This window comes from Streptomyces sp. PKU-EA00015, assembly GCF_013387495.1.
Classification (GTDB): domain Bacteria; phylum Actinomycetota; class Actinomycetes; order Streptomycetales; family Streptomycetaceae; genus Streptomyces.
Window position 1 is genome coordinate 1 of sequence record NZ_JABZEE010000104.1, and the last position, 14,671, is coordinate 14,671.

Genomic DNA, 14,671 nt, shown 5'->3' on the forward strand with positions numbered 1-14,671 from the left:
ACGGCGCCCTGACCGGCCCGGACAAGGAGCACGCCGAGAGCTCGATGCTCGCGCTGCACCTGCTCCAGTCCAGCCTCGTGCACGTCAACACGCTGCTGCTTCAGCAGGTCCTCGCCGAACCGGCCTGGGCGAAGAAGCTCTCGGACGAGGACCGGCGCGGCCTGACCGCGCTGTTCTGGTCGAACATCAACCCCTACGGCACGTTCCGCCTGGACATGGACAAGCGGCTCGACCTCGCTGCGGTCCGCCTGCCTGCTCCCCGTGTCTCAGTAGACGCGGACGCGGACGCGGCGCTTGGCAAGCTCGGGTTGTAGCGCAGCCGGGCGTTGCGACAGCGCGAAGGACCGGTCCATGCGGCCGCGCCCGCAGTATGCTGCCCATGCCGGAACGGGCGTTTTCACCCTTACTTGGGGCACGGGGGCGGCATGTTGGATCAGGCGTTGATTGCCCTGGCTTCGGCGGCCGGGGTAGCGGTGGCACAGGCGGCTGGCACGGACGCCTGGCAGAGCTTCCGGGAGCGGGTGGCCCGCGTCTTCGGCCGTGGCCCTGCGCCGGGGGCGGCCCAGGAAGCAGTCCTGGACAGGCTGGACCGCACGGCAACCGAGCTGGAGAGCGCCGACCCTGGCGCGGCCGAGCGGGTACGGGACGTCGCAGTGGCCGCCTGGCAGACCCGTTTCCAGGACCTGATGGAGGACCTGGACGAGGACGGCCGTGAACAGGCCGCCGCCCAGCTGCGTGAGTTGGTGGCGCTGGCCCAGCAGGCCAAAAGCGGTGTCTCGGCCGCGGACGAGGGCATCGCCATCGGCCGCGACGTGCACATCCAGGCCCAGAACCATGCAGCGGCCGCCGTGAAGATGGGCGACGTGACCATCGGAAACCCTCCCTCGCCGGGCCCGGACAAGAACTGACCGCGTCCGGCGCCAACCCCCCTCTGCACATCACCGCGCGAACATCGATCCTTGCGCAGCAGCCCAACGCGATCGCGGCCTATCACATCGACCGGGTCGAGCATCACGCCGCGCCGCGGCCCCCGGTGGTCTGGCCGGTGCGGGTGGGGATGATGCCGCACTTGGCCTCCGCCTTCCAGGCCCGTACCGGCCTGCGCGACCGCATCGACCAGGCATGGGCCAGACACACTTCGGTGGTGCTCTCCGGCGGCGGCGGGGTGGGCAAGTCTCAGCTGGCCGCCGCCTGCGCCCACCAGGCCCTGGCCGACGGCACCGAGGTGGTGGTGTGGGTGAACGCCGCCGAGATGGGACAGGTCGTCACCGGCTACGCTGCCGCCGCGCTCAGCGTCCAGGCGCCCGACGCGCTGGGGCAGGACGCCGAGACCGATGCGAAGGCATTTCGGGACTGGCTGGCCGTCACCTCCCGCCCGTGGCTGGTCGTGCTCGATGACGTCACCGACATGGAGAGCATTGAACCGTGGTGGCCACCGCCCTCGCCCGCCGGAGGCGGCCGGATACTGGCCACTACCCGGCGCCGGGACGCGTTGCTGTCGGGGGGCGGCCGGGCGGTCATCGAAGTCGAGACCTACGCCCCGGCCGAAGCCATCGCCTACCTGCGCAACCGGTTCACCGTCGCGCACATGAACCATCTGCTGGATTCACCGGCCCCGGATCTGCTGCGCGAGCTGGGCCACTTGCCGCTTGCTCTGTCACACGCAGCCGCCTACATGATCAACGAGGACGTGCCCTGCGGGCACTACCTCCAACTGTTCACCGACCAGCAGTCCCGCCTGGAGTCGCTGCTGCCACCGGGGGCTGACACCGAGGGCTATGGCCGGCCGGTCGCTGCTGCCCTGCTGCTGTCCCTGGACGCTGCCCAGCGCCGTGACCCGGTGGGCCTGGCCTCACCGGCCCTTTGCCTGGCCGCCCACCTCGACCCGGCCGGACACCCCTTGATCCTGTGGGCCGAAGCCGCTGTCACCGACTACCTGGCAGCCCACCGCACCCCACACTCCGCACCCCCGGCTACCCCCGAACACGCCGAGGTCTTCGCGCAGCAGGCCGGGGCAGCACTACGGCTGCTGCACCATTACAGCCTGATCACCTGCGACTCCCGGGACGGCGCACGCGCGGTGCGCATCCACGCACTGACCGCTCGCGCTGCCCGCGAAAGTACCCCCGCGCCCGCGCTCGCCGCGGCCGCGACGGCGGCCGCGGGCGCCCTGGCCACAATCTGGCCCGAAGAGGACCACACCGATCGCGACCTTGCCGCCGTACTTCGGGCCAACACCGACACCCTGGCTGCCCTGGCCGGTGACCTGCTGCGGCAGCCCGACCTCCACCCGGTCTTGTACAGAGCCGGGCAAAGTCTGTTGGACGCAGGCGCGTACTCCGCCGCGGTCATCCACTGGCAGCGACTTGCCGTTGACGCCGAGCGGCTGCTGGGCGACGAGCATCCCAGCACCGTGGTTACCCGCGGCTTCCTGGCCCAGGCTTACCGGCTAGCATGGCGGGGGGAAGAAGCGGTCACCTTGGGGGAGCGGGTTGCCGCCGACGCCGAGCGGCTGTTGGGCGAGGAACACGCCTATACCGTGGCCGCCCGCCGCACCCTGGCCAGCTGCTACTGGACGGCGGGGCGCATCGGGGACGCGGTTGTCCTTGGAGAACGGGTCGCCGCCGACGCCGCGCGGCTCTGGGGGGAGGATGACCCAGGCACCGTCGATGCCCATGCCGACCTGGCCATCCTCTATCTGGACGTGGGGCGCGCTTGGGATGCGATTGCTCATGGGGAGCGGGTCGCTGCCGATCGCGAGCGGCTGCTGGGGGACGCCGACCCAGCCACCGTGTCCATCCGCTACACCCTGGCCATTGCTTACCAGGAGGTGGGGCGCAACGAGGAAGCGGTCGCCCTGATGGAGCGGGTTGCTGCCGACCGCGCGCGGCTGCTCGGTGAGGACCATCCCAACACCCTGGCCGCCCGCAACGGCCTGGCTGGCTCCTACAGGAAGGTGGGACGCACCGAGGAAGCGGTCGCCCTGATGGAAAGGACCGCGGCCGACTCCGAGCAGCTATTAGGCGAGGACAATCCCGAGACCATCGCGGGCCGGAACAACCTGGCCGCCGTCTACTGGGAGGTGGGGCGCACCGAGGAAGCGGTCGCCCTGATGGAAAGGACCGCGGCCGACTCCGAGCAGCTATTAGGCGAGGACAATCCCGAGACCATCGCGGGCCGGAACAACCTGGCCGCCGTCTACTGGGAGGTGGGGCGCACCGAGGAAGCGGTCGCCCTGATGGAACGGGCTGCCGCCGACTTCGAGCGGCGGCTAGGACCCCACCACCCAAACACCCTCACGGCTTTGTATAGCCTGGGCGCCACCTACTCCAAGATGGGGCGCAACGAGGAAGCGATCGCGTCATTGCAAAGGGTCGTCGCCGACTCCGAGCAGCTTTTGGGCGAGGACCATCCCAACTCCGCCGACGCACGCGGAGAGCTGGGTTGGTGCTATCTGGAAGCCGGACGCGTGGCGGAAGCGATTCCCCTGCTGGAGCGGTTTGCAGTCGACACCGGGCGGCTGTCGGGCGCGCACCATCACCACACCATCAGGGCCTGGATCAACCTGGCCGCCGCTTACTCGAAGGTGGACCGCACCGAGGAAGCCATCGCGCTGCTGGAGAGGCTCGTCGCCGACACCGAACGGATACTCGGGCCCCACCACCCCGACACGTTCGAAGCCCGTGCAGCCCTGGCCATCTGCTATCGCAAGGTGTGGCGCATCGGGGCCACCATCACCGTCCTGAGGCGCATGGTCGGCGCCGCTGTCCGGGCGCGGTGGAACAGGCTGCGCCCATGGAAGCGCACGCAGGAGCCAAAAGCGTGATGGCGGTTCAAAGACATGGTTCGACACAGTAGGAATATCGGAACACCGGATGGTGCGCCTGGGAACGGCAAGCCGCGAACCGATCAAGAGCACTTCCCGAGGGCGCACCCTCCAAGTGTCGGCAAACGATCGTTTGCGGCCCTGGACTCCTATCTCTGACCCGAGCCGCAAACTAACCGCGGAGTAGCTTCCGGACGTTCACGTCTCCCGTTTCCCTCCCGTCGACCGCCTCGTTGGGCCGAACGAGTGAGGCCGGGAGCGAGAAGAGGCGGGACATGCGGCAGGAGTGGTCACCGGAAGACGTGGTGGCGGGCTGGACGCTGGTGGACGGTGACTGGCCCCTGGTGGCCAACAAGAGCGGTCCGACTCGGCTCGGTTTCGTCCTGACGTTGAAGTTCTTCGAGCAAGAGGGCCGGTTCCCGGAGTTCGTCGAGGAGATCCCGCAGGCAGCGGTCGAGTACGTCGCGGACTTGGTGAAGGTGCCGGCCACGGATTTCGCGGAGTATGCGTTTACCGGGCGGACCGCCGAGTACCACCGCAAGCAGATCCGCGAGGCCCTCGGGTTCCGGCCGTCCACGCGGGCGGACGAGGAAAGGCTGATCTCGTGGCTGGCCGCCGAGTGCCCGTTAGAGCTGGTGGAGGACCGGTTGACGGAGGCCCTGCTGGTGCAGTGCCGCGTGGACCGGGTCGAGCCGCCCGGACGGATCGACCGCATCGTCACCGCGGCCCAGACCCGGGCGGAGAAGGCGTTTTGTACGCGGACCGTCGAGCGTCTGGGCGAGGTCGGCGTGGCCCGGCTGCTGGCGCTCGTCGCCGAGGGCAACGAGGACGGTGCCGCGCTGCTGGCTTCGCTCAAGCGCGACCCCGGCGCGGTCGGTCTGGACTCGCTGCTGACGGAGATCACCAAGCTGACGGACGTGCGGAGACTCGGCCTGCCCGACGGGCTGTTCGCGGACTGCTCGGAGAAGCTGGTGGCCGCGTGGCGGGCGCGGGCGATCAAGATGTACCCCTCTGACCTTCGCGACACGATCGAGGACGTACGGGCCGCGCTGCTGGCCACGTTGTGCTCCTCCCGGCAGGCGGAGATCACCGACGCGCTGGTGGACCTGCTGGTCGCCCTGGTCCACAAGATCAACGCCCGTGCCGAGCGGCGGGTGGAGAAGCAGTTGACGGCGGAGCTGAAGAGGGTTCGCGGCAAGGAGGGCATCCTCTTCCGGCTCGCCGACGCGGCGATCGGCAAGCCCGAGGGCACCGTACGCACGGTGCTGTACCCGGTGGTCGGGGAGAAGACGCTGCGCGACCTGGTCGCGGAGGCGAAGGCGAACGAGAAGGCGTTCAAGGCCAAGGTCCGTACCACCCTGCGCTCCTCGTACAGCTCGTACTACCGGCAGATGCTGCCGCCGCTGCTGCAGACGCTGGGCTTCAAGTGCAACAACACCGCCTACCGGCCGGTGATGGACGCGCTCGCGCTGCTGGAGAAGTACGCCGACGTCGACGGCAAGATGCGCTTCTACGACGTCGGCGACGCGGTGCCGATGGACGGCGTCGTACGCAAGGACTGGCGCGAGGCCGTCGTGGACGACAAGGGCAAGGTCGAGCGCATCCCGTACGAGCTGTGTGTCCTGGTCGCACTGCGGGACGCGATCCGCCGCCGCGAGATCTACATCGAGGGCGGCCTGCGCTGGCGCAACCCGGAGGACGACCTGCCCGGCGACTTCGAGGCCACCCGCACCGTGCACTACGCCGCGATCCGCCAGCCCCAAGACCCGGAGGAGTTCATCGCCGACCTGAAGCAGCGGCTGACCCTCGGCCTGGACCGGCTGTCGGCGGCGCTCGCGGACGGCTCGGCGGGCGGGGTGAAGGTCACACCCGCAAGGGCGAGCCGTGGATCACCGTGCCGAAGCTGGAGCCGCTGGACGAGCCCACCGGCCTGCAGGCCCTCAAGGACGAGGTCGTACGCCGCTGGGGCGTGCTCGACCTGCTGGACGTGCTGAAGAACGCCGACTTCCTCACCGGCTTCACCGGCGAGTTCTCCTCCGTGGCCGCATACGAGCGCATCGACCGCGCGACCCTCCAACGTCGCCTCCTCCTCGCGTTGTTCGCGCTGGGCACCAACATGGGAATCCGGGCGATCGTGGCGACCGGCGAACACGGCGAGACTGAAGCCGCGCTGCGGCACGTGCGCCGGCACTTCATCACCGTCGACAACCTGCGCGCCGCCGTGACGAAGCTGGTGAACGCCACCTTCGCCGCCCGGGACAGCGCATGGTGGGGCCAGGGCACCGCCTGCGCGAGCGACAGCAAGAAGTTCGGTTTCTGGTCCTCGAACTTCATGACCGAGTACCACGCCCGCTACGGCGGCAACGGCGTGATGATCTACTGGCACGTGGAGCGCAAGAATGTCTGCATCTACAGCCAGCTGAAGTCCTGTTCGTCGTCTGAGGTCGCGGCGATGATCGAGGGGCTGCTGCGGCACTGCACGGACGCGGAGATCGAGTCGAACTACGTGGACACGCACGACGCGAGCGTTGTCGGGTTCGCCTTCACAGAGTTGCTGCACTTCCGCTTGCTGCCGCGGCTGAAGAACATCGGCAGCATCCGCCTGTACCGCCCCGACGACGACCCGCCCGGCTGGCCGCTCGGCGGGTCCATTACCCGCCCAATCCGCTGGGACCTGATCGAGCAGCAATACGACCAGATGGTCAAGTACGCCACCGCCCTGCGCCTGGGCACCGCCGAGGCCGAGCAGGTGCTGCGGCGCTTCACCCGCGGAGGACCCAAGCACCCCACCTACGCCGCCCTCGAAGAACTCGGCCGGGCCGTACGCACCGTCTTCGCCTGCGACTACCTCGCCAGTCCCGGCCTGCGCCGGGAGATCCACGGCGGGCTCCAGGTTGTGGAGAACTGGAACAGCGCGAACACCGTCCTGCACTACGGCAAGGACGGCGCCCTGACAGGCCCGGACAAGGAACACGTCGAGACCTCGATGCTCGCCCTGCATCTGCTCCAGTCCGCCCTGGTACACGTCAACACGCTGCTGTTGCAGCAGGTGCTCGCCGAACCGGCCTTGGCGAAGAAGCTGAGCGACGAGGACCGGCGCGGGCTGACCGCGCTGTTCTGGTCGAACATCAGCCCTTACGGGACCTTCCGGCTGGAGATGGACAAGCGGCTCGACATCGCTACGGCTGCGCCCGCCCCCGCGTCTCAGCGGACGTCGAGGCAGGCATGGTGACTAGCAGGCTGGGTCTGTAGCCGAGCCGCTGAGCTGGCTGCAACGAACCGGTCACACGCGGGCAGCGGCCGCAGTACGCTACCTGGGTCGGGATAGGTACTTTCGCCCATACTTGGGCACGGGGGAAGCATGTTGGATCAGGCGTTACTTGTCCTGGCCTCGTCGGCCGGGGTGGCAGTGGCACAGGCGGCTGGCACCGACGCCTGGCAGGGCTTCCGCGAGCGGGTGGCCCGTCTCTTTGGCCGCGGCCCTGCTCCGGATGCCGCCCAGGAAGCGGCCCTGGAGAGGCTGGACCGTACGGCAGCCGAGTTGGAGGGCACCAACCCTGGCACGGCCGAGCGGGTCCGGGACGATGCGGCGGCCGCCTGGCGGACCCGTTTCCAGGATTTGCTGGAGGACTTGGACGAGGCCGGCCGTGCACAAACGGCCGCCCAACTGCGGGAGCTGGTGGCCCAAGCGCAGCAGGCTCGCAGTGGTGTCTCGGCCGCAGACGAGGGCATCGCCATCGCTGGCGGCGCGCACATCCAAGCCCAGGACCACGCAGCGGCCTCAGTGAAGATGGGCGACGTGACCATCGGAAACCCTCCCCGGCCGGGCTCGGACGAAGGCTGACGACGCCCGGCACCAGTCCCGCTGCAGCCATCACTGCGGCCACGTCGATCCTTGCGCAACAAGGTTCGATCGCCGTCAACCGCATCGACCGACTCGAACAGTACGCCGCGCCGCGCTCGCCGGTGACCTGGCCGGTGCGGGTGGGGTGCGTGCCGCAGCTGGCCTCCGCCTTCCAGCCCCGCCCAAGCCTTCGCCAACGGATCGACCAGGCCCGGGCTGCACATACCACGGCGGTACTCACCCAGGGCATCGCCGGCGGCGGCGGAGCGGGCAAGTCCCAGATGGCCGCCGCCTACGCCCACCAGGCCCTGGCCGCGGGTACGGAGGTGGTGGTGTGGGTGAACGCCGCGGAGACCGAGCAAGTCGTCACCGGCTACGCCGCGGCCGCGCGCCGCGTCCAGGCGCCCGGCGCGGTGGGGCAGGACGCCGAGACCGACGCACAGGCCTTCCTGGATTGGCTGGCGGTCACTCCCCGTTCGTGGCTGATCGTCCTCGATGACCTCACCGATCTGGAGAGGATCGGCCCGTGGTGGCCACCGCCCTCTCCCGTCGAGGGCGGCCGGGTGCTGGTCACCACCCGGCGCCGTGATGCCCTACTGTCCGGCGGCGGCCGGGCAGTCATCGAGGTCGACACCTATACCCCGGCCGAGGCCCTGACCTACCTGCGCGACCGGTTCACCGGCGTGCAGATGGCGCACCTGCTAGACCAACAGGCCGAGGACGTGGTGCGGGAACTGGGGTGGCTACCACTCGCGCTGGCGCACGCCGCCGCCTACATGATCAACGAGGACGTGCCCTGCGCTCGCTACCTCGCGCTGTTCACCGACCGCCAGTCCGACCTGGACACCCTGCTGCCCCCCGGAGCTGACGCCGAGGGCTACGGGCGGCAGGTAACCGCCGCCCTGCTGCTGACCCTGGACGCCGCCCAGCAATGCGAGCCGGTGGGCCTGGCCAGCCCAGCGATGCGCCTGGCCGCCTACCTGGACCCGGCCGGACACCCCCAGAGCCTGTGGGCCGATGCCGCGGTCACCAGCTATCTGACCGCCCACCGCGCCCTGCCCACGACACCACCGGCCACCGCACCGGCGGCTGCCGAGCCCCCTGAGGTCACCGCGGAACAGGCCCGGTCCGCGGTACAGCTGCTGCACCGCTACGGACTGATCACCTGCGAGGCCCGGGGCGGCCCCCGCGCTGTACGCCTGCACGCTCTAACTGCCCGCGCCGCCCGCGAAGGCACCCCCGCCCCCGAGATCCCTGCGGTCGTGCAAGCGGTCGCGGACGGTCTGGCGTCGCTCTGGCCCGAGGCCGACCACACCAACCCTGACCTGTGCGCCGTTTTGCGGGCCAACACCGATACCCTCGCTGCCCACGCCGGCGACCTGCTATGGCAGCCCGACGGCCACCGGGTCCTGTACCGGGCCGGGCTCAGCCTGGTGAACACCGGCCTTTACGCCGCCGCACTCACCCACTGGCATCGCCTTGCCACCGACTCTGAGCGGCTGCTGGGCTCCGAGCACCCCGACACCCTCACCGCCGGTGCCAACCTGGCTTTGTGCTACTCGGTGGCGGGGCGCGCCACGGAGGCGATCCCCCTGCTGGAGCGGGTCGCCGCCGACTCTGAGCGGCTGCTGGGTGACGAGCACCCCCTCACCCTCGGCGCCTGGCACAGCCTGGCCCACTCCTACTCTCTGGCGGGGCGCGCCACGGAGGAGATCCCCCTGCTGGAGCAGGTCCTCGCCGACTCTGAGCGGCTGTTGGGCGACGAGCACTCCCGCACCCTCGCCGCCCGGATCCACCTGGCCCTCTCCTACGCGGTGGCGGGGCGCGCCACGGAGGCGATCCCCCTGCTGGAGCGGGTCGCCGCGGACTCTGAGCGGCTGCTGGGCGACGAGCACCCCCTCACCCTCGGCGCCTGGCACAGCCTGGCCCACTCCTACTCTCTGGCGGGGCGCGCCACGGAGGAGATCCCCCTGCTGGAGCAGGTCCTCGCCGACTCTGAGCGGCTGTTGGGCGACGAGCACTCCCGCACCCTCGCCGCCCGGATCCACCTGGCCCTCTCCTACGCGGTGGCGGGGCGCGCCACGGAGGCGATCCCCCTGCTGGAGCGGGTCGCCGCGGACTCTGAGCGGCTGCTGGGCGACGAGCACCCCCTCACCCTCACCGCCCGGCACAGCCTGGCCCACTCCTACTCTCTGGAGGGGCGCCGCACGGAGGAGATCCCCCTGCTGGAGCAGGTCCTCGCCGGTCGCGAGCGGTTGTTGGGCGACGAGCACCCCGACACCCTCACCGCCCGTGCCAGCCTGGCCCACTCCTACTCTCTGGAGGGGCGCCGCACGGAGGAGATCACCTTCCAGGAGCGGGTCGCCGCCGACTATGAGCGATTGTTGGGCGACGAGCACCCCGACACCCTCACCGCCCGTGCCAACCTGGCCTTCTCCTACTCTCTGGAGGGGCGCCGCACGGAGGCGATCACCTTCCAGGAGCGGGTCGCCGCCGACTATGAGCGGCTGCTGGGCGACGAGCATGCCGACACCATGATGGCGGTGGACACGTTGCATGAATGGAGGAGCGCGCAGAAGCCGCGATGGTGGCTGTTCATCAAGACGTGGTTTGGGCGGCGATAGGAACGACAGTTGGCGCTGAGCCTGGAGGCGACAAACGGTCCAGCAGATCGCCGACATTCGGCGGGCCCCGGTCGACGGTGTACAGGCATCCCGACAAGACAAATTCTGTGCCCCGCCAGCCCAAGAAGACCACGGTCGCGAAGCCCTGACCGCTACTTTGCGGCTGGGGTCAGAGATAGGAGTCCAGGGCCGACCACCGCATCCTGGTGCGGCTTCGGAGCCTTACCGTCCCCCGTGTCGATGGTGACGTGTCCGCCGCCTAACGCCCAGACGAGTAAGACCACGATGCCCGCGATCGTGGTCTGCCGTTTGGATCCTGGAGCAGAGCGCTGGTGCCCCGACACCTCGGTGCCGTCCCGCTTCACGTACGGATTGACCCAGGGCAAAGCCGTCCCCCTCGAAGTAGTAGCCCCCCATGCAACCGACCATGGTGGCAGCCAGCACTGACAGTCGGTCAGGGGAATACCACATTCGGTGATCAACTTGCGGCGAGAGCGCAGGTCGCAAAAGCGGTCCAGGACGAGGAGTTCCTGGAATCCTGGCCTCGTATTCACATAGCCGACGCGGCGGGGGATGGGTATGAACCGGTTGGCCAGGTGGACGGTAGCGGGAGTGGTGACGGTCGCTTCCTTCGCCGCGGTCACCTCGCTCTGCGGGGCTCTGGTGCTGCCGACGATGATGGAGGACGCCGCGATCCGTTGGGGGCTCGCCTCCGCCTTGGGCGCGGCGCTGGCAGCACTGGCTGCCGCATGGGGCCACGGCTTCGCCACCCGCACCCCGCAGCTCCCAGGGCAGACGCCGCCCGGCACCTCGGCCCATGCCTCGGCCCCGCGCTCGGTCGCCGTCGCCGGCGACAACTCGGGCAGCATCTCCACCGGCGACAGCAGCTCAAGGACGCTGCCCCCTCAGCCTCCCGGCCAGCCGCCAGCCCTGCCCCTCTCGACGCCCCCGTCGGCGAACACGGCGTCGGCGTCCGGGGAGCGTTCCATCGCCATCGGCGGGAACAACTCCGGAACCCTGTCCACCGGCGACCAGACCGGCGGCACCGGCCCGTGAAACGGTCCCTCCTGTCATGGATCTGCCGAAAACAGAAGGAGCCGCTGCCCGCACCCGCCGGGACCGCCCCGCAGACCGAGGCGTCAGGAGAGCGTTCCATCGCTGTTGGCAGGGACAGCTACGGGACGCTGCTGACCGGAGACAACGCCAGGGCCGTGACACTTCCGGACAAGGCGTTCCGGTCTCCCGCACAGATAACAGCGCCCCCCGGGCTGGACGACCTGCCGCTGCGCCCGGAGCTGTTCGTCGGCCGGACCAGCGAACTGCAGCGGCTCGACGCCGCACTGGCGAGCCCAGGCGGGGTGCTCGTGCAGGCGGTGCACGGACTGGGCGGGGTCGGCAAGAGCACCCTGGCCGCGCACTGGGCCGCCACCCGCTCCCACGGCTGTTCCCCGATCCGATGGATCAACGCCGACAGTCCCACCGGCGTGCAGGAGGGCCTGGCAGCTCTGGCCACCGCGCTGCAACCGGCCCTCACCGAGGCGCTGACGCTGGAGGCGCTGGCCGAGTACGCCATGCAATGGCTGGCCACCCACACCGGCTGGCTGCTGATCCTGGACAACGTCAACGCCCCCGCCGACATCACCCCCCTGCTCGCCCGCGCCCCCCGCGGACGGTTCCTGATCACCAGCAGGCTCGCCACCACCTGGCACCATCTCACCACCGTGGTGCGCCTGGACGTCCTGGACGAGACCGAGGCGCTGGACCTGCTCACCCGCCTTGCCACCAGCACCGCCCCAGGACGGGACCTGAACGGCGCGGCCGAGCTGTGTGCCGAACTGGGCTACCTGCCCCTGGCCGTCGAACAGGCCGGCGCCTACCTGGCCCAGAACCCGCTCACCACCCCCCGCGCCTACCTGGACCTCCTCGCCCGATACCCGGCGGCCATGTACGGACAAGGAGCGGTCGGCACCACACCCGAACGCACCATCGCGAGGATCTGGCACACCACCTTGGACCGGATCACCGCCGACCAGCCCCTGGCCGCTGACCTGTTGCGGACCCTGGCCTGGTACGCCCACGACCACATCCCCGCCAAACTCCTGGACGACTTCGCCGATCCGCCCGCCATGAACGCCGCGCTCGGCCTCCTCACCGCCTACAGCGTGATCACCCCCGATCCCGCGACCGGCACTGTGTCCCTGCACCGGCTCGTCCAGGCCCTCGCCCGCACCCCCGACCCGAACGACCCCCACCGCACTCCCCACGACATCGACCAGGCCCGCGACCACGCCACCACCCACCTGCACACCGCACTGCCCGACACCTGGAACCACCCCGCCGACTGGCCCCTCTGGCGCACCCTGCTCCCCCACATCGACGCACTGGCCGACCACGCACCCGCCGACAAGGACACCCACACCACGGCGGACATCCTTGACCGCACGGGCCGTTTCCTGAACAACCAGGGCCAACTCACCCGTGCGATCGGCTATCTCGAACGTGCCCTCGCCGATCGTGTGCGGGTGCTGGGTGAGGACCACCTCTCCACCCTGACCTCCCGCAACAACCTCGCCTACGCCTACCGGTCGGCGGGGCGGTTGAGTGAGGCGATCCCGCTGTACGAGCGGACTCTCGCCGATCGTGTGCGGGTGCTGGGTGAGGACCACCCCTCGACCCTGACCTCCCGCAACAACCTCGCCGGCGCTTACGAGGCGGCGGGGGACCTGGTGCGGGCGATCCCGCTGTACGAGCGGACTCTCGCGGATCGTGTGCGGGTGCTGGGTGAGGACCATCGCGACACCCTGGGCTCCCGCAACAACCTCGCCAGCGCCTACGAGTCGGCGGGGCGGTTGAGCGAGTCGACCCCGCTGTACGAGCAGACTCTCGCCGACACGGTGCGGGTGCTGGGTGAGGACCACCCCTCCACCCTGACCTCCCGCAACAACCTCGCCTACGCCTACGAGTCGGCGGGGCGGTTGAGTGAGGCGATCCCGCTGTACGAGCGGACTCTCGCCGATCGTGTGCGGGTGCTGGGTGAGGACCACCCCTCGACCCTGACCTCCCGCAACAACCTCGCCGGCGCTTACGAGGCGGCGGGGGACCTGGTGCGGGCGATCCCGCTGTACGAGCGGACTCTCGCGGATCGTGTGCGGGTGCTGGGTGAGGACCATCGCGACACCCTGGGCTCCCGCAACAACCTCGCCAGCGCCTACGAGTCGGCGGGGCGGTTGAGCGAGTCGACCCCGCTGTACGAGCAGACTCTCGCCGACACGGTGCGGGTGCTGGGTGAGGACCACCCCTCCACCCTGACCTCCCGCAACAACCTCGCCTACGCCTACGAGTCGGCGGGGCGGTTGAGTGAGGCGATCCCGCTGTACGAGCGGACTCTCGCCGATCGTGTGCGGGTGCTGGGTGAGGACCACCCCGACACCCTGACCTCCCGCAACAACCTCGCCTGTGCCTACCGGTCGGCGGGGCGGTTGAGTGAGGCGATCACGCTGTACGAGCAGACTGTCGTCGACATGGTGCGGGTGCTGGGTGAGGACCACCCCGACGCCCTGATCTCCCGCAACAACCTCGCCGGCGCTTACGAGTGGGCGGGCGACCTGGTGCGGGCGATCACGCTGTACGAGCAGACTGTCGTCGACACGGTGCGGGTGCTGGGTGAGGACCACCCCTCCACCCTGACCTCCCGCAACAACCTCGCCGGCGCTTACGAGGCGGCGGGGGACCTGGTGCGGGCGATCCCGCTGTACGAGCGGACTCTCGCGGATCGTGTGCGGGTGCTGGGTGAGAACCATCGCGACACCCTGGGCTCCCGCAACAACCTCGCCAGCGCCTACGAGTCGGCGGGGCGGTTGAGCGAGTCGACCCCGCTGTACGAGCAGACTCTCGCCGACACGGTGCGGGTGCTGGGTGAGGACCACCTCTCCACCCTGACCTCCCGCAACAACCTCGCCTACGCCTACGAGTCGGCGGGGCGGTTGAGTGAGGCGATCCCGCTGTACGAGCGGACTCTCGCCGATCGTGTGCGGGTGCTGGGTGAGGACCACCCCGACACCCTGACCTCCCGCAACAACCTCGCCTGTGCCTACCGGTCGGCGGGGCGGTTGAGTGAGGCGATCACGCTGTACGAGCAGACTGTCGTCGACATGGTGCGGGTGCTGGGTGAGGACCACCCCGACGCCCTGATCTCCCGCAACAACCTCGCCGGCGCTTACGAGTGGGCGGGCGACCTGGTGCGGGCGATCACGCTGTACGAGCAGACTGTCGTCGACACGGTGCGGGTGCTGGGTGAGGACCACCCCTCCACCCTGACCTCCCGCAACAACCTCGCCAGCGCCTTCCGGTCGGCGGGGGACCTGGTGCGGGCGATCA

At 69.8% G+C, this 14,671-nt stretch carries 9 protein-coding genes; all 9 read left to right on the forward strand.

The annotated features are described in order from the left end of the window. Window positions 1-314: Tn3 family transposase (locus HW130_RS34825; protein ID WP_177153773.1), on the forward strand; the 314-nt coding region annotated here is incomplete at its 5' end. A gap of 159 nt (window positions 315-473) precedes the next feature. Continuing rightward, the gene (locus HW130_RS34830) at window positions 474-908 is read left to right on the forward strand and encodes a hypothetical protein (protein ID WP_309140667.1); all 435 of its coding nucleotides are present in this window, start codon (window positions 474-476) and stop codon (window positions 906-908) included. Between the two features lie 161 nt (window positions 909-1,069). Then, a complete protein-coding gene (fxsT, locus tag HW130_RS34835) occupies window positions 1,070-3,826 on the forward strand; it encodes an FxSxx-COOH system tetratricopeptide repeat protein (protein ID WP_218184320.1) in 2,757 nt (918 codons plus the stop codon). Window positions 3,827-4,101: 275 nt separating this feature from the next. After that, window positions 4,102-5,820, forward strand: a complete 1,719-nt coding sequence (locus tag HW130_RS35455) for a DUF4158 domain-containing protein (RefSeq protein ID WP_218184321.1) — start codon at window positions 4,102-4,104, stop codon at window positions 5,818-5,820. Further along, window positions 5,721-7,058, forward strand: a complete 1,338-nt coding sequence (locus HW130_RS35460; RefSeq protein WP_218184322.1) for a Tn3 family transposase — start codon at window positions 5,721-5,723, stop codon at window positions 7,056-7,058. Before HW130_RS35455 ends, HW130_RS35460 begins: the two co-directional genes overlap by 100 nt. Window positions 7,059-7,187: 129 nt before the next feature. Then, on the forward strand, window positions 7,188-7,670 hold the full coding sequence (locus HW130_RS34850) for a hypothetical protein (RefSeq protein WP_256356526.1): 483 nt from the start codon (window positions 7,188-7,190) through the stop codon (window positions 7,668-7,670). Between the two features lie 149 nt (window positions 7,671-7,819). Continuing rightward, a complete protein-coding gene (locus HW130_RS34855; protein ID WP_218184323.1) occupies window positions 7,820-10,294 on the forward strand; it encodes a tetratricopeptide repeat protein in 2,475 nt (824 codons plus the stop codon). 612 nt (window positions 10,295-10,906) lie between these two features. Next, window positions 10,907-11,350, forward strand: coding sequence for a hypothetical protein (locus tag HW130_RS36885; protein ID WP_309140668.1), 444 nt, complete (start codon window positions 10,907-10,909; stop codon window positions 11,348-11,350). A 155-nt stretch (window positions 11,351-11,505) separates the two neighbouring features. Next, window positions 11,506-14,671: tetratricopeptide repeat protein (locus HW130_RS36525; RefSeq protein WP_309140669.1), on the forward strand; the 3,166-nt coding region annotated here is incomplete at its 3' end.